Genomic DNA, 22,551 nt, shown 5'->3' on the forward strand with positions numbered 1-22,551 from the left:
ATATTGTAACAAAAATAAACTAAAGTAAATTTTTCTCTTTTTGAAAAAAATGCAATGCCATAAAAACAGCCAAAGAGATGACAATCAAAATAGCACATAAAAGTAGAGCCAAACGGTACTCGCCATCAAAAACGGCATTGTAGATGGCAAGAGAAATGGTATCTGTTTTACCAACAATATTTCCGCCCAGCATCAGGCTAATGCCCACTTCACCTAAAGCTCGTGCTGATGCAATGAGTAAAGCAGCAACCACACTTTTTTTAATACAAGGCAAAACAATAAATAGAAATGTATAAAACCTACTTCTGCCACTCATATACGCCGCCTCTTTAATGGCTTTTGGGAAAAGCTCAATGGCAGACTGTAAAGGCTTTACCATCAAAGGAAGAGCGGCTACAAAACCCGCTAGCACAAGCCCTTTAAAATCAAAGATAAACCGTATGCCCATCGCATTAAAATAACTCCCAATCCAACCATGTTTGCCTAACAGAAGCAAAAGTAAAAAACCAATGGCAATAGGAGGGAAAATAAGAGGTAGTGTCACCAGCGTTTCCAAAAGCCACTTAAAACGAAGTTTTTCGAAGGAGAGAAGGTACGCCAAGGGGATGCCCAATAAGACTAAAAGCAGTGCTACCACACTTATGGTTTTCAGGCTTAGCACCAGCGGATGCCAAACCTGAACCATCTCAAAGCCCATATTTGACAAATATTTCCTTAGCTTTGGGGGTATTCAAAAAAGTAATAAATTCTTGACATGCTTTGTCTGCTTCACATGTTGCTAAACTTCCCGCTACAATCTCGATTTTAGTATAGTATTCTTGTGGAATTTCAATGTATCCACCTATCTTTTCACCGCTATCGAGTGCTGAAGTGAGATTCATAATGCCAACATCAACCTCATGCGTGCTCACATAAGAATTTACTTGGGGTACCGTAGCGACGAACATCAATTTTTCTTTGACACTGTCGTAAAGCTTAGCATTGTGTAAAAATTCTATGCCCGCATCGCCGTATATGGCTTTTTTAGCTTCAGGCATTGCAATGGATTTAATTGTGTCATTTTTTAAATCTTCCACGCTATGCAAAGTCACACCTTTAGCATAGGCAATCACAGCTTTTCCAAGCCCTAGTGTCTGATAATGACGAAAGGAAAGCTCATTTTGCTTTTCTAAGAATTTTTGATCGGCAATCACTAAAGAAATTTCCATTTGCTTAGCATGCGCAAAAATTTGCGCCATATTGCCATACATTGCATCCACATTGGCATGATTTTCGGCATACGCTTTGAGTACCTCTTGCATGGGTTTTTTATACCCTGCGCCTACAGCAATTTTAAGATCGTCTGCAAAAGTGTTGCTTAAAAGAACAAAAATAACGAACAAAAATACGTTTTTCACCTTCTCTCCTTACGTTAGCCTTTGAATCATAGGTGCAAAAGCTTTTGTTCCTATACTCACCACATCGCCTACCTGCAAATCTTTTGCTTCGCTCTCATCCAGAACTACTTCTACAATTTGTTGTCCAATAGCGACAATAGCAATAAAAATAACATCCACTTTAACAATGTCTAAAAGTTCACCCTCAAAAGAAAATTTTTGGCTTCCTTGTGTGCGAAGAAGCACACTTTTGGCATCACCATCTTGCAGCACTTTTCCTTGGGAAAGCACTACTACACGGGAACTGAGACGGTAAATTTCACTGGGATCATGACTCACCATCATTGTTGTCGTGCCAAATTTTTTGTGCAAAGTTAATATTTCATGTTGCAGTTTATTGCGCATAAGCGGATCAAGCGCAGAGAGTGGTTCATCCATCAAAAGAAGTTTGGGGCGATTCATCATTGCTCGGCACAAACTCACTCTTTGTTTTTGACCACCCGACAACGTAGCAGGTTTACGACTTGATAACTCAAGAAGTTCCGTCAAATCCAAAAGTTGCTTGGCAAGCTCTTTGTCTTTGCGGACAAACAGTAGATTATCTAAAACACTCATGTTAGGGAAAAGTGCGTAGTCTTGAAAAACAAAGCCGATGCCTCGTTGTTGCGGTGCAAGAGAATGCGTTTCATCTAACCACACCTCATCATCAACTTTTATCGCTCCTTTGGCACTCTCAAGTCCTGCAAGAATGCGAAGCAGTGTCGTTTTACCACTGCCGCTTTGCCCCGAAAGTGCCACAAAGCTTTGAGAACTTATGTCAAGATTAATGGACAAATCCATTTTGCCCAGTGACCCTAAAAGCTCTTTAGAGACGTCGATTTTTATCATGAAAGTCCTCCCAAATGGTGATTCTGTTTACGATTAAAAATATACACCAAAAGAAGAACCAAAAAACTAATCAAAACCATAATGCCACTGTAAATATGAGCGCTGGTATAATCCATAATTTCAACCAATTCATACACAGCAATAGAAGCGGTTTTCGTTTGACTCGGAATACTTCCACCCACCATCAAAACAACACCAAATTCGCCCACTGTATGAGCAAATGTAATCACAATTGCGGTCATTAAAGAAGGCTTTATATTTGGAAGCGCTACGCACAAAAGTGTTTTAAGCTTACTTTTACCCGCAATATAAGAAGCCTCCAGCATATTCTTAGGCAATGCCTCAAAACCACCTTGCAAGGGCTGAACCATAAAAGGAAGGGAATAAAAACAACTCGCTATAACAAGACCTGTGAAGTTAAAAACCAATTTTATCCCAAAAACATCTTGAAAAAAACGTCCGAGGGGAGAGTGAAATGAGAGGGAATAAAGAATGTAAAAACCTAAAACAGAAGGAGGCAAAACAATCGGCAGTGCTGTAATGGCTTCAAAAATAGGTTTAAACCGAGACTTACTTTGCGATAAATTCCATGCTAAAAATAAAGAAACAATGAAGAGAATCGCGGTGGTAATGGATGCCAATTTAAACGAGATCAAAAAAGGAGTGAATTCCAATGCCATCAACTTTTCAAGCATCATTGACCTCCAAGACAAAAAGCTCACTTGCTTTCATCAGTAAGGTCACATCATCACCGCTTTGTAGATTCATCCGTTCGCAAGAAGAGCGTGTAATAAAGCTTTGCATCTCATTTTCGTTGACGTGTAAGAGAATACTGCTGAGTAATTTTCCGTTTTCAATACTTTTAATAGTCGCTTGAAGCTGATTAGAATAGCTCAATTCTCCGCTCATATTTTTTGCAATTGCTACATGGGAAGGCTTGATGCCAAGAGTTACATGAGCGTTTATATGTAACCCTTTGGGTAAATCAAGTCCCATCATTTTAAGCTTACTTCCTGCACACTCAAAAGAGATGATGTGCAGGTTCTGCTCGCCTTCAATCTGTGTCACAATGGCACTGAGTCTATTCATTGACTAAATATCCATAGTTTTTAAAGACCGCTTTGGCTTTAGCACTTAAGACAAAATCATAAAACGCTTTGGCTTCAGCATTGTTCTCTGCTTGTTTTAAAAGAACGATACCTTGAGCAATGGGTGTATACAATTTTGGATCAACATCTACCCATTGAACACCTTTTTTATACTCTTTCATTTTGTCACTGTAAAAAGCAGATGCATTTACAAAACCAACATCAGCCGCCGTAAGAGAAAACTGTAACGCTTGACCAATACTGTCACCTTGAACCAATTTTGGCTCCACTTTTTCAAAGAGTTTTGCATTTTTAAATGCCTCAATACTCGCAGTTCCATACGGCGCTGTTTTAGGATTTGCGATCGCTACTTTTTCTACTTTTGGATCATCCAGTACCGCAATACCTTTGCTTAAATCAAGACCTTTAACACTGACCATTGCTAAAGCGCCACTTGCGTATACAACGGGTTTTGTTATTGCAATTTTTTCAGCATAAAGATTCTCAGGAAAGCCCATATCAGCACTTAAAAAAAGATCGAAGGGTGCGCCACTTTTGATTTGTGTCGTAAATTTACCACTGGCACCTAAAACGGTGTTGACTTTAGTATTAGGGTTTGTTTTGGCAAACTCAGTTTTAAAGACTTCGATGACATCGCTAAGATTTGCGGCAACCGCAACACTGATCTCTCCTGCAACTAAAGATACTGATAACACCGCACTCACTAATAATAATTTTAACATAACGACTCCTTTAGATTATTTTCCGATTAAGATACTACTGGATTTAATGATGGCACAAACACGCGAACCAATTCCAAGCCCTAAAGCTCTTACCGATTCAGCGGTAATAGTAGAAACCACAACGTCATTTTGTCCGATATCAACACTGACCTGAGCATTGACTTCGCCAAGTTTAATGTCCGTTACCATGCCTACGAGTTTATTGCGTGCACTGGTTGCAATACTGAGCTCATTTGAGATAAGAACAGAAGACGCTTTGATGATACCCACCACTTCATCGCCAATTTCAAGACCCAATTCTTCAACCGCACTGTTCGTGATCGTAGAGACTAAAATAACACCACTTTTAAGCACAATATGCACTTCTGCATTGACTTTTGCCTGTTTGATCTCGCCGACTTTTCCCATCAGCTGATTACGTGCACTGATTTGCATAGCAATCCTTTGTATGTGTTTTAAACTGTTCATTTCAAAATCACCCATTGTCGAAAGACGATTTAAAAACCTCTCATACTCTTTTTTTAAAACGCTATAGTTGGCAACAACTTCACATCCAAGAAGCGTAAGCGTTGTCCCCCCTCCTCCACTACCACCTGTAACACGCACAACCAGAGGGTTATGGGAGAGATTATTCATCGTGTCAACCGCTTCCCATGCCGCTTTGTAACTAAGGCCTACGCGCTTAGCCGCACTGCTAATTGAGCCTGTTTCAGCAATCGCTTCGAGAAGTCTAATGCGCTTTTCCAAAAGAGCGGGCTTGTCAAAACTCATTACCCCAGAGGCAATCCCTTCCATATAAGTTCCTTATGTATAAAAAGTATATAACGGTAGACCTGCATTAAATATTTTGAGCATTATAACGTTATTACCTTAACTGTTATAACGCTTTATGTTTAATTTTTCATCTTTTGAACCAAAGTGGCTATTTTAGCCATTTTCAAAGGGAGTTTTTAAGAAACTTTTACTAAAATGAAAAAAACAAATTCTTAAAAAAGAGCAGCATGACACAAAAAATTTTATCGCTTATCTGCGGCGCATGTATTATTTCAACTTCACTTAGCGCAGCTTATCTTGACAAAGAGACTGCGGATCGTATTAAACGTAACACCGATTCTATCATTGCAAAAGACTTAACAACCAAACAACTGATATTTGCCAAAGATGAGCAAAAAATCAACCAACCTGCAAGTTTAACAAAGATTATGACAGCAATGTTGGCGATTGAGAGTGGCCGAATGAATGAGGTAGTAACGATTACCCGTGAAATGATCCAAGTCGAACCTACCAAAGCGGGTCTTAGAGTAGGTGAAAAATTTTACTTACGTGATCTTGTCAAAGCAGCGATGGTCATGTCAGCGAACGATGCGGCTATGAGTATAGGTGTATTTTTGGGTGATGGCGATGTCGATAAATTTGTAGGAATGATGAACAGAAAAGCAAAAGCAATTGGGATGAGAAATACAAACTTTACCAATCCGTGTGGCTTTGACAGTAGCAATTTTGGCAATCATTACTCTACAGCACTTGATCTTTTAAACCTCAGTGAATATGCTATCAAAAACAGTGCTTTCAACGATATGGCAAAACTAAAACGTCATGATTTTAAAGCTATCAATACCAAAAGAGGCTATGCCGCTTACACACACAATAAACTTCTTAACAACTATAAATACGCAGTAGGAATTAAAACAGGTTACACGCAAAAAGCGGGTCCATGTCTGATTGCGAGAGCCAAAAAAGACGATAAAGATATCCTTGTAGTAATGCTCAACTCTGAACACAGATGGAACGACATTAAAACCATTTTTGAAGATGTTTTGCCGGATATAACAGAAACAAGAACGGCTAAAAAAGTCATTGCCCCTTCTAAAAACAGCAAGAAAACAGCCTCTACCAAGAAAAAAGCACATAAAATAGCTTAAGGCTTGTCTTTTGACAAGCCTTTTAGTCTTCTTCTATTTTGAAAAACCCTTTGCCCTCTCATACGATGCTTCCATCGCTTTGATGAAACTGTCTCGCACGCCACCTTCTTCAAGTTTTGCATAGCCTGCAGCAGTTGTGCCAGCAGGAGACATCACTTTGTCTTTTAAAATAGCAGGATGCTCACTTTTAAGCACTTCACCAACCCCTTCAAACAGTGTCGCTATGTATTGATAGGTGATGTCACGTTTCATACCAAGATTGACGGCACCATCACTGAGGGCTTCAGCCACAAGCGCTATCCACGCAGGAGCAGAGCCTGAAAGTCCTGTTGCTATGTCAAGTTCTTTTTCACTCTCTAACCAAAAACAACGTCCTATTGAGCTTAATATATCTATTGCTTCATCTTTAAGCGCAACATCTCCGCACAATGAAGTTGCAGATTTGCGTACAAGCGCTGCCATATTCGGCATGGAGCGAATGTAATGTTTTGCCATGATACCCGATTTTAGTTTTTCTAAATTGACACCTGCCATGATGGAAATAACACCCTCTGCAATACCTTTGGTGTGAAGGGTTCCAAAGGATTGAGGTTTAATCGCAAGGATAACAATATACCCTTCCAACGAAGGAATCTCCCCCACAATATTAATGCTTGGATAGAGATCTTGTAACTCTTTTGCTCTTGGAGGATACGCTTCGACAACCGTAATATCTTTTTCATGTAAACCTTGAAGCATCGCTCCACCCATATTGCCAGCACCAATTAAAAGTAATTTCATTGATATTCCTATGCTAATTTTGAAGAATTATAGCGCATTATTTAGACGCTACTGATAGCGCAGTGCTTCAATAGGCTCTAAATTTGCCGCTTTTCGTGCTGGGTAAAACCCAAAGAAGACACCCACCCCTGTTGCGACCAAGAAAGAGATGATGATGGAATTTTGCGTAATGACCACATTAATAGGAAAGAAATGCGCTACCACATAAGCTCCTCCAACACCTACACACACACCAATAAAACAGCCAATGATGGAAATCATCAATGCTTCAAGTAGAAATTGCAACAAAATGTTATTTTGTTTCGCCCCTATGGCAATGCGAATACCAATCTCACGTGTACGCTCTGTGACTGAAACCAGCATTATGTTCATAATACCAATACCTCCAACCAACAAAGAGATAGAAGCAATGGCGGCAAGCATGAGCGACATCGCTTTGGTTGTCTCTTCGGCTGTATTGGCAAGGGCTGTAAGGTTACGAATCGTAAAGTCATCTTCGACACTATCGCGTAGTTTATGGCGCTGTCTTAAAAGTTGTGTCATCTCTTTTTCTGCTTTATCCATGGTTGATTCAGAGACACCTTGCACCATAATGAAACGTACAGAGCCTTTAAATTGGCTTCCAAAAAGTTTTGTTTGTGCCGTGGTAATCGGAACCATTGCCGTGTCATCCTGATCTCTACCATCTAAACTTTGCCCTTTTTTAACAAGAACACCCACGACGATGTAAGGACTGTTTTTAATCCGAATGGTCTTACCCACGGGGTCTTCATCACCAAAAAGGTTTTGAGCAACCGTTTTACCCAACACAACGACGCGGGTTGCACCTCTCACATCTGAGTCCATAAAAGGGTAACCACTCTCAAGGTTCCAATCACGTACCTGAAAAAAAGAAGGTGTCGTACCAGTCACTTGTGTGTTCCAGTTGGCAGACTGATAGACCATTTGAGCAGTGCCAGAAGAGACAGGCGCTGTGGCGGCAATGCTATCGATCTCTTCCATAGCATTCGCATCACCAATCGTCAACGTCTGCACTGCACCACTACCAATACGCACACCACCCGATGTCATTGAACCTGCTAAAACAATGAAAAGGTTACTCCCCATCGAGGCAATCGACTCTTTGACTTTGGCTTGTGTACCTGCGCCAATAGAGGACATCAAGATAACAGCGCCAACACCAATCACCATGCCAAGCATCGTTAAAAACGTACGAAGCCTATTAGCTCCCATCGCACTCCACGCTTCCGCAAGCATTATAAATGTCATTGTACCCTCTCCATCATACGCTCTGTGGGTCCATCGTGTTGAATTTTGCCATCCACAAAATTTACCAACCGCTTTGCATACGCTGCAATGTCAGGCTCATGCGTAACCAAAACAATCGTAATACCCTCTTTTTCATTGAGTTCACTGAACAGCTGCATGATCTCTTGACTTGTTTTGGTATCAAGATTACCCGTTGGTTCATCGGCTAAAATAAGCTTAGGCTTATTGACAAGAGCTCTTGCAATTGCAACACGTTGTTGTTGACCTCCCGAAATATGAGTAGGAAGATACGTTCCAAACGCTTCAAGTCCAACACTTTTAAGAATTTGTTTTGCTCTTTCTTTGCGCTCATGTGAATCCACACCTGCATACACCAAAGGCAACGCAACATTATCTATCAAGCTTTTACGTGGTAATAAATTGAAGCCTTGAAACACAAAACCAATAATGTTATTACGAAGTGTTGCGAGATCATTTTTACTTAAAGCCGTTGTATTGTTGCTGTTGAGAAGATACTCTCCCGAAGTCGCTTTATCCAAACAGCCAAGAATATTCATAAAGGTCGATTTTCCTGAGCCAGAGGGTCCCATAATTGCGACAAACTCACCACTTGTAATCGTAATATCAACACCTTTAAGCACACACACTTCACCTGCAGCGGTGTAATAATTTTTTGTTAAGTGTGAGATTTTAATGACTTCGTTCATTAAAATGGTCTTCCCATTGGTGCTCCTGCACTGGCTTTTGCACTGGCTTTCGTCTCTTCAAGAATGACTTTATCGCCAGCTTTGAGTGTATCGCTTGTAATCTCCGTTAAACGGTTATCGGTAATGCCTGTCGTAACTTTAATCGCTTTGGGAATTCCATTTTCAAACACATAGACTACACCTGAGTTAGGATCTTTTTTCTCTTTTCGAGCTTTCATGCCCCCTTGCTTTTGAACATCTACGGCTTCTTTGGGAGTGGTGTCAGTTGGTTTATAACGCAGTGCCGCATTGGGGACAACCAAAATATTTTTCTTCTCAGCAATAATCACATTGACATACGCTGTCATTCCTGGTGCTAAAATTTCATCGGGGTTTTGAAGGGTAACAACGACATCGTAAGTAACGACATTAGAAACGGTGGTCGCATTGAGTCTGACTTGCTTCACAACGCCCGTAAATGTAACGCTAGGAAATGCATCAACCGCAAACGTGACATTTTGCCCTACTTTGATGCGACCGATATCTGCTTCTGCAAAGTTTGAGTCAATTTGCATTTCACGAAGGTCTTGTGCAATTTTAAAAAGAATAGGTGCTTGTAAACTCGCCGCTACTGTTTGACCTACATCGATTTGTCTATCGACCACAACACCCGATACGGGGGAACGAATAATGGTATAGCCCTGATTGGTGCGATCTTTTTGAGACTGTGCACGCGCAAGATCTAATGCTGCACGAGCAGATTTGAGCGCTTGTACTGTTGCATCTAAGTCTTGTTTGGAAATGTACTCTTTTGAAAAAAGCTCACGCGATCTTTTTTCATTTGCAATAGCAAGCTCCAAAGAAGCCTCAGCACTCTTGACACTCGCGGCACTTTGCGCGGCTTGTGCATCTAAAAGAGCGGGGTCAAGTTCGGCTAGTATTTGCCCTTCTTTGACTCTATCGTTAAAATCAACATAAAGCTTGATAACCTTACCCGAAACTTGTGTACCCACCGTGACTAAGACCAAAGGGTTGAGTGTACCATTGGCAGCGACACTTTGAGTGATATCACCATTTTCAAGTGTGTGAAATTTGTATTTTGCTTCAAGCGGTGGTTTAGTGTAGAGTTCCCATGCTTTGTATCCACCAAAACCTACGGCTATGAGAATGAGAAGAATTGTAAATTTATGAAGCAGTATGTTTTTTAAAAAGCTCATGGTTGTCCTTTTATCGTTGAAAAATCAAGCGTTCCCATTGCTTTTGCAAGGCTCGCTTTGGTTATGTACCAAGTATAGAGTGACTGAATGTGTTGTTGTTTTGCACTGGCAAGCGCACTTTGAGCACTTAAAAGATCAAGTATGGTTCCCACACCTGCTTTATACCTGCCAAGGGAGAGATCGTACGAAGCTTGTGCACTTGCAACCAAATCTGCGCTGGCTCGTGTCGCTTGTGTTTCGCTTATCAAAGATTGATAGGTTTTATAAACTTCTAAACTTGCATCTTGAGAGAGTTTTTCATACTCTGCTTCATTGATTTTGAGCTGTTGCTCTGCGGCTTGAACTTTGTACTTGGTATTGAACCCTGTAAAAATCGGTATGCTTACATAAAGCCCAATACTGGATGTTCGCTGTGCAGTGTTATAAACCGTCTCAGTATGTCCAGACGTTGCGGAGAGCGAAAATGTAGGCATGTTATCTGCCTTAGCTGCCTTCACACCTGCTTCAGCTGCTTTGATCTTCGCACTTGCCGCCATCAAATCAGGTCGAAGCCTTTGTGCCTCTTCCATCAGTGCTCTTATGTTTTTTTCAAATATATCGCTGGGGATCTCTAGGTGTGGTGTTTGTAACTGCATCGTTGTATCAGGAATGAGCCCAAGGACATTGGCAAGTTCACCTTGCGCACTTTTAACACTACCTTCTGCTTGAATACGGTTGAGCATCGCTTGCGAGTACGCCGTTTGGGCTTGCAACGTGTCCGCAGGTGTCGCCGTTCCAACAGAGTAGCGTGTCTTAGCCGCATTGAGGCTTGCTAGTGCTGAGCGTTCTGCTTCCCTGCTTGCTTCCAGCGAAGCATTTGAGCCAAAAAGTGTGTAGTAGGCTTGAATAGCAGAGAGAAAAACACTTTGAATCGTCCCATTTTCAGAAAAAAGAGCGACATCCAAAAGTGCCTTTGCATTGTCATATGTTGCATCACGTTTACCAAAATCATACAGCAAATAGGAGAGTGTTACCCCGATATTTTCTTGATTTCCTGTTTTGATTTCGCTGCTTTCACTTTTGAGAACTGAACCTGTTGCGCTAAGCGTTGGAAGGTATGCCGACTGGCTCACCCCTACTTGTGCAGCTTGATAAAGCGATGTTTGCCATGCTATTTTGGTTTGGGGGTTATTACAAAGTGCCGCCATTACGACATCGGAAAGCCCCAATGCCTTAGTAATATCCGTTTTTGTGCATGTTACAAATGTCGCTTGCTGTTTTGGCAAAAGTGACTTTGTACCCAAAGGATCAAAATCTTCTGCCAAAAGCATACTTGCCATGCTAAAGAGCATATAACTTATAAGCCTCAAATGCATTGGAATCCTTACTCAGTAGTCTGATTGTTCTATTATTCTGCGTTAATATTAGCATTAATTTGTTAACACTTCTTTACATGTAACGTTTTGGTTTTCATTTGAGTGTATACTTATAATTGTAAAAAGAATTTTGCACAAGGAGTTCTTATGTCTTCTTTATTTTCTTTAGTTTCCATTTCGCTTCCCACCCCTTTTGTGAAACATGAAATAGAAACACTGCTGGATTGTTCACTCAAAAAAGGAATCGAGAAAGCATTTTATTACCAGTATCGCGATACATTTCTTGTCTATACCCAATTCAATGTCCTCACTTTCATCAATTGGGAAAAAGAAGCCATGCACCAAGCACTCATCAAACTGGGCATAAAAGATGCTTCGTTTTTAGAGCAGCGCTACATTTTTCAAGACTATCCCATTCTTATTGACCCACAGTTAGAGATTACGTGTAAAGTTAGCAATGAGCAGATTATTCTCAAAGAGCCTTTGCCACTTTATCTTATTATCATCGCTCTTGTCATTTCGCAAAGTGTTGGGTTAGAGAAATACGAGCAAGACTTGGATGTGCATTTTGAAAAAAGCCAACAACTGCTTGATTTGACGCAGAGTTACGCGCTACTCAAACGCTCCAAACTCATTGAATTTGCACGTAATTTAACGGCCATTCAACATGGCATGGTAAGTGATCTTTTTTTGTTAGATAAGCCAAATATTTTGTGGGACAATGAAGAAGCTGAGAAGCTTTACAATCACCTCTCTTCCATACTTGAACTCAAAGATCGCTTCGAGATTGTCGAGCATAAACTCACCAATCTCAAAGATGACATCAGCATGGCGCTGGATATGTTCAACCACAAACACAGCGAATTTTTAGAGTGGATCATCATAGGACTCATTGGATTTGAGATCGTGATGGGACTCATGAAGTTTTTTCAAAATTAAGATGAAGAAACTAACTTTTTAACAAGCTTTCGCACAAGAGGAGCGACAAATAAAATAGCAGGAAATGCAATGATGTACGCTCTCCAAAATGCTTGAAACCAACGGTGGAAAAACCCGTCTATCAATCCAACATTAATAAACGTAATAACAAAGGACATCAACATTGTCATAAACAATGACATAAAAAAGGCAAATACTATCAATTCATATTTCTTGGGAATCAAATTTTTTCTCCTAAAATTCTTATTTCACGTTGCGGGTATGGAATACTAATATTATTGACATGAAAAGCCGTGTAAAGGGCTAGATTAATCTCATACTGTGTCTTAAAAAAACTCTTTGTTGGAACCCAGTAGCGAAGTCCGATCTCAATAGAACTGTCACCAAACTTTGCAATGCCAACAACGGGTTTGTGCGTTTTTGAGACATCCTTACAACCAGACAATACCTCTTTAATCAGTGCGATTGCTTTAGCAGGTTCTTCCTCATACGCCACCCCAATACTAGACTCCACGACACGTACATCAAAAGAGTTGACTAAAACATCGCCAATCATCTTTTTATTGGGAATGGTGATAAGCTCTTCATCTTCATTGCGAAGCACCGTGTAGGAGAGTTTTATCTCTTCTACCACGCCGTAAAAACCGCTAATGGAAAGCGTATCACCGACTTTAAACGGACGAGAGATGATGAGAAGAACACCTGCGGCATAGTTGGAAACACTGCCTTGAAGCGCCAAACCAGCCGTCAAGGAAACCGCACCGATGGCGGCGACAAACGGAGCAATGGAAATGCCCACTTTACCAAGCGCTATCACAATCATAGCGGTAAACACAAGCATTTTTACGACACTTGCAACAAATTTAGAAAGTGTAATGTCAAAATGGTTGCGTTCAAATATACGCATTAATAGCGCATACGCATACTTTGCGGCAAACCACCCGATAATAACGATAATAAGCGCACCCAAAAGCTGAAAACTATAGTGGGTTAAAAACTCAATGGCAATGTTGTAAAACTTCTGAAGCGTTTGCAATTCTTTGTCCATCTTACACTCCTCATCTTATGAGAGTTCTTACAAAACTCTTTGATCACATTTTTTAGGCAAAGCCTAAAAACCTACGCTATGCCGCTGTGGCGCTAAAGCTTGCCTCTAACGAGGCAGAAATCTATAGGTATCATTATAACAAAGCTTCCGAATAAACACGCATTGATACTTATCATGTTTTTTTCAGCCCTACTTTACTACAATCTCATCTTGGGCTTTTTTGACGATTTAATGCGTTCAGATTCCACGCCCTAGGTATCTTATTCCCCAGGATTTTTATGCAATACAGAATGATTGTTGACACAAACCAGTGTGTCGGCTGCCACGCCTGTGAGGTGTCGTGCAAACAAGAATTTGGTGCCCCACTCGGGCTTTTTAGAACGATGACACTCTACTTAGATACAGGGTCATTTCCTAAGGTAAAAAGAGAATTTCTCCCTATTATGTGTACACAATGCGAAGATGCTAGCTGTCAAAAAGTCTGCATTCAGGGTGCAATTTATGAAGAAAATGGCATCGTTAAAATTGACGAAAAAAAATGCAATGGTTGTGGTGACTGTGTCAAAGCTTGTTCTCTTGGTGCTATCTACGTTAACCCCCTTTCAAAACTTGCAGAAAAGTGCAATCTCTGCGCTCACCGTTTAGAACTAGGTCAAAAAGCTGCGTGTGAAGCAACCTGTGTGAGCGAAGCCATTCGCATCATTGACCTCTCCAAAGAGTCACTCCCTGCTAACGGTGTTGGCTTTACCATGCGCTCAAGTGACAAACCTCGCACCCTGCATATCGGGGCAAACCCTCTTATGCGTGAAAAGTTGACAACAGGAAACCCCTTTTCACCCTACAACTATGAGATTTCAAACTGGGCAAGGAGAGGTTCATGAAACGTCGCGAATTTATTAAAAGTGGTGCCATCTCGCTCGCTGCACTCGAAATGGGTGGCATCATCTCTTTAAATCCCAATACACTCAATGCAGGTTCCTACGAACTGCGTGAGCCTAAAACCAACATCGCACTGAGCATTAAAAACATTACCAAAATACCGAGTGTATGCCTTAACTGCTCAACGGTTTGTGGTATGACGGTTCTTGTCAAAGATGGTAAAGTTTTAGGTGTTGAAGGCAATCCACTTGACCCAAATTCCAGAGGAAAACTCTGTGCTAAAGCGCATGGTGGTGTCTGCGCGATTGACTACTCTGAGCGTCTTGTTTATCCGATGAAACGTATGGGCAAGCGTGGTGAAGGGTTGTGGCAACGCATCAGCATGGATGAAGCGTATGCGATGATCGCTTCACGCATTCAAAAAAATATCGATGCAGGTCATCCTGAAAGGGTTGTCTTTCATGCTGGTCGTAACCGCATCGATGATATAACCAATCGCTTTATGGACGCCATCGGCTCACCGGTTGTGCTCAACCACCGTGCCCTTTGCTCTTCCAACAAACGTGCTGCCAACTACGCAAGTATCGGCGATACCGACTGGGAAACCGTCGATGCGGAACACTGTAAGTACTTCCTCAATTTTGGCGCAAACTTCTTTGAAGCCCATCAAGGCGGGTTCCCCATGCTCACACGCTATGCCCAAGCAAAGCGCAATGGTGCAAAACTCGTCACCTTTGATGTAAGACTCTCCAATACAGCTGGTCGCAGCGATGAATGGTTAGCACCGTTTCCTTCCTCAGAAGGGGCTATTGCCCTTGCGATGGCACATGTCATTGTTGCACACAACCTTCATGATAAAGCGTTTATCCAAACATGGACAAACCTCAGCCTTGAAGCACTAGAGACTTTCTTAAAGCCATATACGCCCGAATTTGCCGCCAAAGAGAGCGGACTTGAGGCTTCTGACATCACCCGACTTGCGTTAGAATTTGCCAAAGCAGCTCCTCATTGTGCTGCTTTTACCAACCGTGGTTCGCAAGCGCATCAAAATGGTTTCAATAACGATCGCGCTGTAATCTTGCTAAACGCCGTTGTTGGCAGTGTCGGTAAAAAAGGTGGCTATGCCTTTGGTGGCTCCAAAAATCTAGGAGAAGCCTCTTTCCCTATGCCAAAACCACTGCCGCCAAAAGTGAAATTTAGCACTGACTTAGAAGACCCAAAAGAGTACCCACTTGCCAATCGCTGGCAAAAGATGAAAGTCAGCCAACTGGTCTTTGAGAAGATTAAAAACAAAACACAGCCTGTGGATGTGTACCTCTCTTACACCATTTCAGCGCCTCAAACATGGCCAGAGGGTCCAAAAGTAACCGTTGAAGCACTCAAAGATGAGAGCGTTATACCGTTTCACGCGTGTTCGGATGTCGTTTACTCTGAGATGGCACACTATGCCGACCTTCTCTTGCCCGATGCAACTTACTTTGAACGCTACACCATCGAAGGGCGTAATGCTAATGAGTTAATTCCGTACTTTGTCTTCCGTCAACCTGCAGCGCGTCCTCCGTATGCATGCGAAAACTTTGCAGACACACTCATCAAAATAGCACAACGTCTCCATGAGCCCGTTGCTAAATATTTTGCGTTTGAAAGTTACGAAGCGTTTATGAAACTTCGTCTCTCAGAATTGCCTGAAAAAGAGGGATTAAACGGTTTTGAGTACATGAAAAAATACGGTGCATGGGTTGATGATAAACCTAAAGCCTATGAGAGTTATGCTAAAAAATTGAATGCCAAAGAGTTAGAAAATAGCTTTGTGGAAGATGGCATTGTCTATCAAAAGAAAGGGGAGAAAAAAGAGGCGATTGGTCTTATGCAAAACGATGTCGCCGTGAAAGGGTTTAAAACACCATCACGTAAATTTGAGATTTACTCCTCCATCGTTCAAGAAGCAGCTAAAAAAATCAACCTTGTCGATGATGGCTTGCCTCACTACATCATGCCTGCTTCGCTTAAAGAAATTGGTGAACATCAATTAGTACTGACTACATTCAAATGGAATGTTCACACCCAAGCCCGAACTGCGCCACAGCAGTACCTTACCGAAATCGTCCACGATAACCCGATGTGGATTAACACTCAAACCGCGAAAAAGCTGGGCATTAAAAATGGCGATATGGTCGAACTCACGACCTTTAGACCGCGTTCTGGCTTTAAAGCCTCTCTTAGCGGTGAGAAAGTAGCGAGTATGAAAGTGAAAGCTTTTGTAACCGAGGGGGTTCATCCACGTGTTGTATGTTTGAGTACGTCACTCGGTATGAATTTTGGAGGGCGCATTCCTCAAGCCAAAAATGGCAAACGGGAAAAAAATCCTTCTTACCGACCTGTTGATGACCAAGCCCGTCATGGCATCATTTGGTGGGACAAAAAAGCAGGAGGAACAGGGAATGGATTTAATCCAAACCACGTCATCCCGATCAACCCTGCACCAATTGTGGGTATGCAGGCATGGAATGACACGATCTGTGTCGTTAAAAAAGCATAACACGCAAAGAGCCAAGATTTCTTGGCTCTTACTTCTTCACAGAATAAACACTCTCTTTTGTACCCGCATAAAAGACAACAATCTCCACAGGCTCATCACCCTCATTCACACCATAATGCCACTTATCCACCACTTCGATAAGCGCCTCACCTGCTTTCAGGTGTAATGTTTTGTTCTCATCGGTAACCACTTTAAGTGAGCCTTTCACCATATACCCCGCATTGATGATGGGATGCTTGTGAAGCGGAAGCTCTGTATGAGCGGGAATGGTAATCTTCAAAACCGAAATTTCAGGTGCTTCTTTAGGATAAGCGGGCATTGCTGAGCCATCCCAACTTTGAGAAGACTTTGCAAGGGTTACGGATTCTACGTTTCCAGCCGCAAAACCGTAAGATATAAAAAGTACTAAAAAAAACACGAGCTTTTGCATAATCAACCTTTTGTTAAAATTATTTCATGTTACGTATAAAATCCTGAAAAGATGAAAAACTCTTTTTAAACCATTATCTCTTTTTCTTTTAAGACAGTGTTTTCATCTTCATTCGAATAAGCTTTTTCTGATTTGTTTTGTATTTGTAACTGATCTAACGTATCAGAAATAGTTTTATCTTTTTGGAGAGCAAACGTTAAGAAGTCTGAAGTACTTATTTGTAATGCATCTAAAGAGACTGATGGAAGCGGAGGAATTTGTTTTACTTCATCTTCAGAAAGGATTTTAGAAAGCCCATAATCATGATTTTGTAGTTGAGTACTATCATTGAAAGTAGGATTCATATTAAGGAATTTTTGGTGCGATTCGTCCATCTCTGAAATAACTTTTTGCTGGTAATCTTTTCCAAATTCATCGCTTAATCCCTCTTTTAAAGTAACCGTCCCATTCATATCTACATCCGTTTGAATGGTGTGGTCAAGCTCTTTTTCAACACTATTTTCAAACTGGATATAGTTAGCATTTGTAGCTGAACGTTTAACTTGAAAATCTAATTTTGCTTCTTTACCTTTAAAAAGGTCAGGAGCAGCACGACCAAGTTCTTTATAATTGGCGCCTGTATCAAGGTTTATTTTCACCACTTTTTTACCAATATAATCATAGTTATTATGGCGTTCAAACCCAATAGTCAATGTTTTTGCTTCATCTCCCTCAATAAAGCCATTTCCATCGGCATCTGATTTGGTGTAGCTGCGGTCTGTTGTTATATTTTGCAACCATCCTGCAACAAAGGCTTCTGCTTCACCATTGAGGCGCAAGGTACCATCACCGCGTTCAAAAAAGTCATTAACTCCACCGAATTTTTGTTTGAGCTGATCAATACTTGCTTTTGAAAGTTGCATCGTCACATATTTGTTATTTGCAGGATCACGTACGGTAACAATACGATCTGGCTCATTTTTTGGACCATCAGTATGGCTAACATACGTATATTTAGATTTATCGACATCAATCTTTTCGTATTTGAGTTCTTCCAGTGTGAGTTCTTTAAAATGAACTGCAGTAGAGGTATAAATATCACCCTTTGTTATGACCTTGGTTGGCTCTTTTTTAAGCCTAGCAAACTCTTCCGCATCTGGTTGTTTGACTCTTGGGGTTATGGCATTTGATGATGAAGGAATACTGGAAATATTCATAACGACCCTCTTGAAGTATAATGACTACAATATCGACTTTATCGCAAAATAATAAAATAGGTTAACAAACGGTTTAGGGAAGCGATTTATAATGGTGTTATATAGATTTCTAATATTTTAGTTATCAAGGATTGAACGATGTTCAACATACTTCCATCAAAAACATCTTTAGCACTTGCTACTCTTTTTGTACTTTCATCTTCACTGTTTGCTGCTGGGTATATTTTGCCAAACGGTACGATTGTGTATGATGATTCTTCGGATCGTTCTATGTACAGAGTAGATCATATCACCCCCGTACAAGCCCCAACGCCTACGCAAACCTACACTCCGATACAAACGACCCGCGTTATTATAGAAGATCGGGTTGTAACGTATGATCGTCCTGTGATTGTACGAGAGCGTATTATAGACAGAGGACCCGTGTATGATATTGTCGATGCAACGGGAACTGTCATCGTTTACGGACTTTTGTACGATTCATTTTTACATGGATTCTATCCTTACCGTACACATGGAGGCCCTCGTTATCACTACGATCATTACAGACGATAGTTAAATCACTCAATGACATTTTGAGTGTGTATTTTAGGACTATTGTAAGTTAGAAAAAAGCTCTTAAAAGCATTAAAATATTTCCATGGAAAATTTTTTCCTAATTCTTTGCTACAATAATTGAAAACTTGGAAAAGGGAGCCTCATGCAAAAGTTTATGCTACTTTGCCTTTCAGCTTTTTATCTCTATGGAGCATCTTCGGGTGAAACACTTTTTAACGGTAACTGTGTTTCATGCCATACGACGGGCGATGCAACAGCGGCTCCCACTTCAATCGAAGTGCAAAAAAACTATAAAAAAGTTTACGCTTCCAAAGAAAAATTTGTAGAGTTTATGGCGACATGGGTTGGCAAACCCGATGCCAAAACAGCGCTTATGCCTGAAGCCATCGCTAAGTACGGTTTGATGCCAGAGCTTGGTTATGATGCAAGTGCGCTTAAAGACATTGCTTCGTATCTGTACGATGCGCCCCTAAAATGAGGCACTATACCCTCTTCTACAGCTGTAACATCGACGCTTCAGTAGAAGAGGTGTATGATTTTCACACTGACACACATAACCTTCCGCTGATTACGCCACCTTCGATTAAAGTGAAAATTGTGAGCATGGAGCAAAACATCGTTGTTCTTGACATCAAAAAATTTGGAGTAACCACGCGTTGGGAAATAGAGATTGAAAAACAGTACCCTCAAAGCATTGTTGATGTAATGCGCAAAGGTCCTTTTTCTTACTTTCGGCATGAGCGAAACTTCATCTCCGAGGGCAAACATCGCACACGCATGGAAGAGACAATTACCCTAGCACTCCCCATACCTTTGATTGGAAACCTCTTTTTTTGGTTCGTAAAAAAAGATATGGACGCGATGTTTGCATACCGCCACAAGATGACAAAAGCACATTTTAGGTTTGAAAAAGAAGCCAAAAAACTTTAATTACAAAGCCTTACTTCGTTTGACATGTAAAGATTTTTCAACCTCAATCACGACGTAAACGATAAGGCTAGAACCTAATGTGATCGCCCACTCCACTACCCCTAAAGGTGCGCTTTTAAAGAGCTGATTCATCAATGGTGCATAGACGAAAAGAAGTTGCAAAGCACTGATCAGTGCAACACCGCCAAGCAGTAAAGGATTGCTAAAAAAGCCTATTTGAAACATCGAGTAGTGTAAAGAACGGCAGTTAAAAAGATAAAACATCTCACCAAAAACAAAGATGTTAACCACCACTGTCCGTGCTACCTCTTCGCTCATCCCTAAGAATTGAACATAGAAGAATGCGCTAAAGGCACTCAGTGCCAACAAAATGCCAACCAGTGCCACTTTAAATAAAAGTCGCCCCGTTAAGATAGGCTCTGCGGAGTTTCGAGGAGCGCGATCCATGATATTTTTCTCTTTAGGCTCGTAAGCAAGCATAATGCCTAGGACACTGTCAGTCGCCATGTTGATCCAAAGTATCTGTAGTGGAAGTATCGGCAGTGTAATGCCTGCAAGAATGGCGAAGATAACCACAAGACCTTCACCCATATTGGAAGGAAGTATCCACGTGATGAACTTGATGATGTTGTCATACACCACACGCCCTTTTTCAATGGCATCTTCAAGCGTGATAAAGTTATCATCGGTAAGAATCATATCGGCGGACTCTTTGGCAACTTCGGTTCCGGCAATGCCCATCGCTATGCCAATGTTAGCCTGACGAAGCGCTGGCGCATCATTGACCCCATCGCCCGTCATGGCAACAACATGAGAGAGCGACTGAAGCGCTTTAACAAGACGTAGTTTTTGTTCAGGCGCAATGCGCGCAAAAACACTCACGCGCTCTATCAACGAGGTAAGCTCGTCATCGCTCAGTGCTTCAAGCTCCTTACCTGTCAAAACAGCGGTTTTTTCATCTGTTTTTAGCCCAATAGAATGCGCGATGAAGAGTGCCGTCATGCGGTGATCCCCCGTAATCATCTTAACCGCAATACCCGCATGGTAACAGCTTTTAATCGCCTTGATAACACCGATTCGTGGAGGGTCTATCATTCCTTGTAAGCCTAAAAAGATCAGCCCCTTTTGAAAATGATGATGCCCTAATGGGTCTATTTTTTCTTGGAGATACACTTTGGCAAAGGCTAAAACACGGAGTCCTTGGCTTGCCATTTTTTCGGCATACGCTTCTATTTTAGCTCTATCTATGGGCAATAAAGAACCTTGTTCATCTATAAAAAGGTCGCATCGCTCAACAATTCTTTCCACCGAACCTTTAAGATAAACGAGGTACGATTCAATCCCAACTACACGGTAGCCTGACGCCATATACTGATGTTCTGACTCAAAAGAAAGGGTATCAACATGTGTAAACTCTTGAAGCAAAAGCTTTTCTCTAATGCCCGCTTTCTTAGCCGAAACGATGAGTGCGCCTTCCGTTGGGTCGCCTTCAATAGCATAAACACCCTCCACTTTGACATGGCGCGAGGTATTACACAACACACCAGCAACCAAAGTCTCATAAAGCGCACTTCCTTTTGTGGGAGCCATAGGCACTTTTGCCTCAAATATCTCCCCTTTAGGATCATACCCAGTGCCACTGAGTAGGTACGTTTTACCTGCTGCCATCATTTCGGTAACGGTCATAGCATTTTGCGTGAGTGTACCTGTTTTGTCGGTACAGATGACGGTGGTACTTCCTAGTGTTTCAACCGCAGGGAGCTTTCGGATGATGGCATTTTTGCTCGCCATTTTCACAACGCCAATCGCTAAGATAATGGTCATTGCCGCAGGTAATCCCTCGGGAATGACACCTACCGCCATAGCGACCGAAGCCATAAAGGTTATGACAAGCTCTTCGCCACGCATCACACCGATGATAAACGTCACTCCAGCCATGCCTAAAATGCCGTATAAAAGGCGTTTTGAGAAAAAAGCCAATTTTTGCGTTAACGGCGTTTGAAGCACATCGGCATTGGAGATCATCGTATTGATTTTGCCAAGCTCACTCTCATCGCCCACGCTTACCACCACACCAATCCCTTGTCCGTAGGTCACAAGTGTGGAAGAAAAAAGCATATTGGTCTGATCTGCCAAAGCGGTATCTGCACTCTGCACTCCCACAAGCTTCTCCACTGAAATGGACTCACCTGTGAGCAAAGACTCATCAATTTTAAGCTCTTTGGCGTGTAAAAGTTTTATGTCAGCGGGGATTTTATCGCCCGAGTAAAGCAGTACGATGTCCCCAACAACGATGTGTGAAGACTCAAGCAGAAGCTTCTCTCCGCCTCGCAGTACCATCACACTACTGTGACTCAGTTTTGAAAGTGCTTCGATGGCTTTGATGGCTTTATTTTCTTGCCAAAAACCGATGATGGCGTTGACGATGACGACGGCTAAGATAACACCCGTATCCATCCACTCTTCCATAAGCGCCATAATGAGACAGGCTAAAAGAAGGATGTAAACAAGGGGTTGATGAAACTGAAGTAAGAAGAGTTTTAAGAGCGATTCTTCATCTTTTTGACTTAGAGTATTCGCGCCATATTGTGTACGTCTAGTGCCTATTTCATGGGCATTTAAGCCTTTATGTTCGTTTACATGTAAAGCATCTAAAACCTCTTGCGATGTTTTAGTATGCCAGTTTACATGTTCATGACGCATCTATT

General features: G+C 41.5%; 24 protein-coding genes. 7 read left to right on the plus strand and 17 right to left on the minus strand.

The window, feature by feature from the left end; genetic code table 11:
- Window positions 1–19: 19 nt before the first annotated feature.
- Genes modB (V7Q04_RS08025) through V7Q04_RS08055 form a run of 7 tightly spaced genes read right to left on the minus strand, consistent with a single transcriptional unit; the run spans window position 20 to window position 4,890 of the window.
- Window positions 20–697, minus strand: coding sequence for a molybdate ABC transporter permease subunit (gene modB, locus V7Q04_RS08025; protein WP_333804705.1), 678 nt, complete (start codon window positions 695–697; stop codon window positions 20–22).
- Window positions 687–1,397 (minus strand): molybdate ABC transporter substrate-binding protein, encoded by a 711-nt coding sequence (gene modA / locus V7Q04_RS08030; RefSeq protein WP_333804481.1) that lies wholly within the window; start codon window positions 1,395–1,397, stop codon window positions 687–689. Before modA (V7Q04_RS08030) ends, modB (V7Q04_RS08025) begins: the two co-directional genes overlap by 11 nt.
- A gap of 9 nt (window positions 1,398–1,406) precedes the next feature.
- Window positions 1,407–2,264 carry an ABC transporter ATP-binding protein gene (locus V7Q04_RS08035; protein ID WP_333804482.1) on the minus strand — a complete coding sequence of 286 codons (858 nt, stop codon included), beginning with the start codon at window positions 2,262–2,264 and terminating at the stop codon, window positions 1,407–1,409.
- A complete protein-coding gene (modB, locus tag V7Q04_RS08040; RefSeq protein ID WP_333804707.1) occupies window positions 2,261–2,959 on the minus strand; it encodes a molybdate ABC transporter permease subunit in 699 nt (232 codons plus the stop codon). The genes V7Q04_RS08035 and modB (V7Q04_RS08040) overlap by 4 nt, the downstream gene beginning before the upstream one ends.
- Window positions 2,952–3,353: a TOBE domain-containing protein gene (locus V7Q04_RS08045; protein ID WP_333804483.1), complete on the minus strand. Its 402-nt coding sequence runs from the start codon at window positions 3,351–3,353 to the stop codon at window positions 2,952–2,954. Before V7Q04_RS08045 ends, modB (V7Q04_RS08040) begins: the two co-directional genes overlap by 8 nt.
- Window positions 3,346–4,095 (minus strand): molybdate ABC transporter substrate-binding protein, encoded by a 750-nt coding sequence (gene modA, locus V7Q04_RS08050; RefSeq protein WP_333804484.1) that lies wholly within the window; start codon window positions 4,093–4,095, stop codon window positions 3,346–3,348. Before modA (V7Q04_RS08050) ends, V7Q04_RS08045 begins: the two co-directional genes overlap by 8 nt.
- 15 nt (window positions 4,096–4,110) lie before the next feature.
- Window positions 4,111–4,890, minus strand: coding sequence for a TOBE domain-containing protein (locus V7Q04_RS08055; RefSeq protein WP_333804485.1), 780 nt, complete (start codon window positions 4,888–4,890; stop codon window positions 4,111–4,113).
- Window positions 4,891–5,096: 206 nt separating this feature from the next.
- On the opposite strand from V7Q04_RS08055, the gene V7Q04_RS08060 reads away from it, so the two are divergent.
- Window positions 5,097–6,017, plus strand: a complete 921-nt coding sequence (locus V7Q04_RS08060) for a D-alanyl-D-alanine carboxypeptidase family protein (protein ID WP_333804486.1) — start codon at window positions 5,097–5,099, stop codon at window positions 6,015–6,017.
- Window positions 6,018–6,050: 33 nt separating this feature from the next.
- On the opposite strand, the gene proC is transcribed toward V7Q04_RS08060, so the two are convergent.
- The 5 genes from proC to V7Q04_RS08085 are packed head-to-tail and all read right to left on the minus strand — an operon-like array spanning window position 6,051 to window position 11,324.
- The gene (proC, locus tag V7Q04_RS08065) at window positions 6,051–6,797 is read right to left on the minus strand and encodes a pyrroline-5-carboxylate reductase (RefSeq protein WP_333804487.1); all 747 of its coding nucleotides are present in this window, start codon (window positions 6,795–6,797) and stop codon (window positions 6,051–6,053) included.
- Between the two features lie 48 nt (window positions 6,798–6,845).
- Entirely contained in the window at window positions 6,846–8,066 is a 1,221-nt protein-coding gene (locus V7Q04_RS08070) for an ABC transporter permease (RefSeq protein WP_333804488.1), read from the minus strand.
- Window positions 8,063–8,773, minus strand: a complete 711-nt coding sequence (locus tag V7Q04_RS08075) for an ABC transporter ATP-binding protein (protein ID WP_333804489.1) — start codon at window positions 8,771–8,773, stop codon at window positions 8,063–8,065. The genes V7Q04_RS08070 and V7Q04_RS08075 overlap by 4 nt, the downstream gene beginning before the upstream one ends.
- On the minus strand, window positions 8,773–9,969 hold the full coding sequence (locus V7Q04_RS08080) for an efflux RND transporter periplasmic adaptor subunit (RefSeq protein WP_333804490.1): 1,197 nt from the start codon (window positions 9,967–9,969) through the stop codon (window positions 8,773–8,775). Before V7Q04_RS08080 ends, V7Q04_RS08075 begins: the two co-directional genes overlap by 1 nt.
- Entirely contained in the window at window positions 9,966–11,324 is a 1,359-nt protein-coding gene (locus V7Q04_RS08085; RefSeq protein WP_333804491.1) for a TolC family protein, read from the minus strand. Before V7Q04_RS08085 ends, V7Q04_RS08080 begins: the two co-directional genes overlap by 4 nt.
- 147 nt (window positions 11,325–11,471) lie before the next feature.
- Here V7Q04_RS08085 and V7Q04_RS08090 point away from each other — a divergent pair, with 147 nt between their 5' ends.
- Window positions 11,472–12,263: an RMD1 family protein gene (locus tag V7Q04_RS08090; RefSeq protein ID WP_333804492.1), complete on the plus strand. Its 792-nt coding sequence runs from the start codon at window positions 11,472–11,474 to the stop codon at window positions 12,261–12,263.
- Here the strand turns inward: V7Q04_RS08090 and V7Q04_RS08095 are convergent.
- Complete coding sequence (locus tag V7Q04_RS08095) at window positions 12,260–12,487, minus strand: DUF2798 domain-containing protein (RefSeq protein WP_333804493.1); 228 nt, start codon at window positions 12,485–12,487, stop codon at window positions 12,260–12,262. The genes V7Q04_RS08090 and V7Q04_RS08095 overlap by 4 nt on opposite strands.
- Window positions 12,484–13,311 (minus strand): mechanosensitive ion channel family protein, encoded by an 828-nt coding sequence (locus V7Q04_RS08100; RefSeq protein WP_333804494.1) that lies wholly within the window; start codon window positions 13,309–13,311, stop codon window positions 12,484–12,486. The genes V7Q04_RS08095 and V7Q04_RS08100 overlap by 4 nt, the downstream gene beginning before the upstream one ends.
- 278 nt (window positions 13,312–13,589) lie before the next feature.
- On the opposite strand from V7Q04_RS08100, the gene V7Q04_RS08105 reads away from it, so the two are divergent.
- Window positions 13,590–14,192: a 4Fe-4S dicluster domain-containing protein gene (locus tag V7Q04_RS08105; protein WP_333804495.1), complete on the plus strand. Its 603-nt coding sequence runs from the start codon at window positions 13,590–13,592 to the stop codon at window positions 14,190–14,192.
- On the plus strand, window positions 14,189–16,729 hold the full coding sequence (locus V7Q04_RS08110) for a molybdopterin-containing oxidoreductase family protein (RefSeq protein ID WP_333804496.1): 2,541 nt from the start codon (window positions 14,189–14,191) through the stop codon (window positions 16,727–16,729). The genes V7Q04_RS08105 and V7Q04_RS08110 overlap by 4 nt, the downstream gene beginning before the upstream one ends.
- Window positions 16,730–16,757: 28 nt before the next feature.
- On the opposite strand, the gene V7Q04_RS08115 is transcribed toward V7Q04_RS08110, so the two are convergent.
- The gene (locus tag V7Q04_RS08115) at window positions 16,758–17,159 is read right to left on the minus strand and encodes a cupin domain-containing protein (RefSeq protein ID WP_333804497.1); all 402 of its coding nucleotides are present in this window, start codon (window positions 17,157–17,159) and stop codon (window positions 16,758–16,760) included.
- 65 nt (window positions 17,160–17,224) lie between these two features.
- Entirely contained in the window at window positions 17,225–18,355 is a 1,131-nt protein-coding gene (locus V7Q04_RS08120) for a hypothetical protein (RefSeq protein ID WP_333804498.1), read from the minus strand.
- Window positions 18,356–18,493: 138 nt separating this feature from the next.
- Between V7Q04_RS08120 and V7Q04_RS08125 the strand changes: the two genes are divergently transcribed.
- The 3 genes from V7Q04_RS08125 (at window position 18,494) to V7Q04_RS08135 (ending at window position 19,843) form a co-directional block, all read left to right on the plus strand.
- Window positions 18,494–18,910: a hypothetical protein gene (locus V7Q04_RS08125; RefSeq protein WP_333804499.1), complete on the plus strand. Its 417-nt coding sequence runs from the start codon at window positions 18,494–18,496 to the stop codon at window positions 18,908–18,910.
- A gap of 145 nt (window positions 18,911–19,055) precedes the next feature.
- On the plus strand, window positions 19,056–19,391 hold the full coding sequence (locus V7Q04_RS08130; protein ID WP_333804500.1) for a c-type cytochrome: 336 nt from the start codon (window positions 19,056–19,058) through the stop codon (window positions 19,389–19,391).
- The gene (locus tag V7Q04_RS08135; RefSeq protein WP_333804501.1) at window positions 19,388–19,843 is read left to right on the plus strand and encodes an SRPBCC family protein; all 456 of its coding nucleotides are present in this window, start codon (window positions 19,388–19,390) and stop codon (window positions 19,841–19,843) included. The genes V7Q04_RS08130 and V7Q04_RS08135 overlap by 4 nt, the downstream gene beginning before the upstream one ends.
- Here V7Q04_RS08135 and V7Q04_RS08140 read toward each other — a convergent pair whose 3' ends face one another.
- Window positions 19,844–22,546, minus strand: coding sequence for a cation-translocating P-type ATPase (locus V7Q04_RS08140; protein ID WP_333804502.1), 2,703 nt, complete (start codon window positions 22,544–22,546; stop codon window positions 19,844–19,846).
- Window positions 22,547–22,551: the final 5 nt, after the last annotated feature.

The organism is Sulfurospirillum sp. (genome assembly GCF_036802865.1).
GTDB lineage: Bacteria > Campylobacterota > Campylobacteria > Campylobacterales > Sulfurospirillaceae > Sulfurospirillum.

What these genes read in the sequence shown, in the direction of transcription:
- modB (WP_333804705.1), bottom strand. Translation starts at nt 697, where the DNA reads ATGGGCTTTGAGATGGTTCAGGTTTGGCATCCGCTGGTGCTAAGCCTG.
- V7Q04_RS08035 (WP_333804482.1), bottom strand. Translation starts at nt 2,264, where the DNA reads ATGATAAAAATCGACGTCTCTAAAGAGCTTTTAGGGTCACTGGGCAAA.
- modB (WP_333804707.1), bottom strand. Translation starts at nt 2,959, where the DNA reads ATGCTTGAAAAGTTGATGGCATTGGAATTCACTCCTTTTTTGATCTCG.
- V7Q04_RS08045 (WP_333804483.1), bottom strand. Translation starts at nt 3,353, where the DNA reads ATGAATAGACTCAGTGCCATTGTGACACAGATTGAAGGCGAGCAGAAC.
- modA (WP_333804484.1), bottom strand. Translation starts at nt 4,095, where the DNA reads ATGTTAAAATTATTATTAGTGAGTGCGGTGTTATCAGTATCTTTAGTT.
- V7Q04_RS08055 (WP_333804485.1), bottom strand. Translation starts at nt 4,890, where the DNA reads ATGGAAGGGATTGCCTCTGGGGTAATGAGTTTTGACAAGCCCGCTCTT.
- V7Q04_RS08060 (WP_333804486.1), top strand. Translation starts at nt 5,097, where the DNA reads ATGACACAAAAAATTTTATCGCTTATCTGCGGCGCATGTATTATTTCA.
- proC (WP_333804487.1), bottom strand. Translation starts at nt 6,797, where the DNA reads ATGAAATTACTTTTAATTGGTGCTGGCAATATGGGTGGAGCGATGCTT.
- V7Q04_RS08070 (WP_333804488.1), bottom strand. Translation starts at nt 8,066, where the DNA reads ATGACATTTATAATGCTTGCGGAAGCGTGGAGTGCGATGGGAGCTAAT.
- V7Q04_RS08075 (WP_333804489.1), bottom strand. Translation starts at nt 8,773, where the DNA reads ATGAACGAAGTCATTAAAATCTCACACTTAACAAAAAATTATTACACC.
- V7Q04_RS08080 (WP_333804490.1), bottom strand. Translation starts at nt 9,969, where the DNA reads ATGAGCTTTTTAAAAAACATACTGCTTCATAAATTTACAATTCTTCTC.
- V7Q04_RS08085 (WP_333804491.1), bottom strand. Translation starts at nt 11,324, where the DNA reads ATGCATTTGAGGCTTATAAGTTATATGCTCTTTAGCATGGCAAGTATG.
- V7Q04_RS08090 (WP_333804492.1), top strand. Translation starts at nt 11,472, where the DNA reads ATGTCTTCTTTATTTTCTTTAGTTTCCATTTCGCTTCCCACCCCTTTT.
- V7Q04_RS08100 (WP_333804494.1), bottom strand. Translation starts at nt 13,311, where the DNA reads ATGGACAAAGAATTGCAAACGCTTCAGAAGTTTTACAACATTGCCATT.
- V7Q04_RS08105 (WP_333804495.1), top strand. Translation starts at nt 13,590, where the DNA reads ATGCAATACAGAATGATTGTTGACACAAACCAGTGTGTCGGCTGCCAC.
- V7Q04_RS08110 (WP_333804496.1), top strand. Translation starts at nt 14,189, where the DNA reads ATGAAACGTCGCGAATTTATTAAAAGTGGTGCCATCTCGCTCGCTGCA.
- V7Q04_RS08115 (WP_333804497.1), bottom strand. Translation starts at nt 17,159, where the DNA reads ATGCAAAAGCTCGTGTTTTTTTTAGTACTTTTTATATCTTACGGTTTT.
- V7Q04_RS08120 (WP_333804498.1), bottom strand. Translation starts at nt 18,355, where the DNA reads ATGAATATTTCCAGTATTCCTTCATCATCAAATGCCATAACCCCAAGA.
- V7Q04_RS08125 (WP_333804499.1), top strand. Translation starts at nt 18,494, where the DNA reads ATGTTCAACATACTTCCATCAAAAACATCTTTAGCACTTGCTACTCTT.
- V7Q04_RS08130 (WP_333804500.1), top strand. Translation starts at nt 19,056, where the DNA reads ATGCAAAAGTTTATGCTACTTTGCCTTTCAGCTTTTTATCTCTATGGA.
- V7Q04_RS08135 (WP_333804501.1), top strand. Translation starts at nt 19,388, where the DNA reads ATGAGGCACTATACCCTCTTCTACAGCTGTAACATCGACGCTTCAGTA.
- V7Q04_RS08140 (WP_333804502.1), bottom strand. Translation starts at nt 22,546, where the DNA reads ATGCGTCATGAACATGTAAACTGGCATACTAAAACATCGCAAGAGGTT.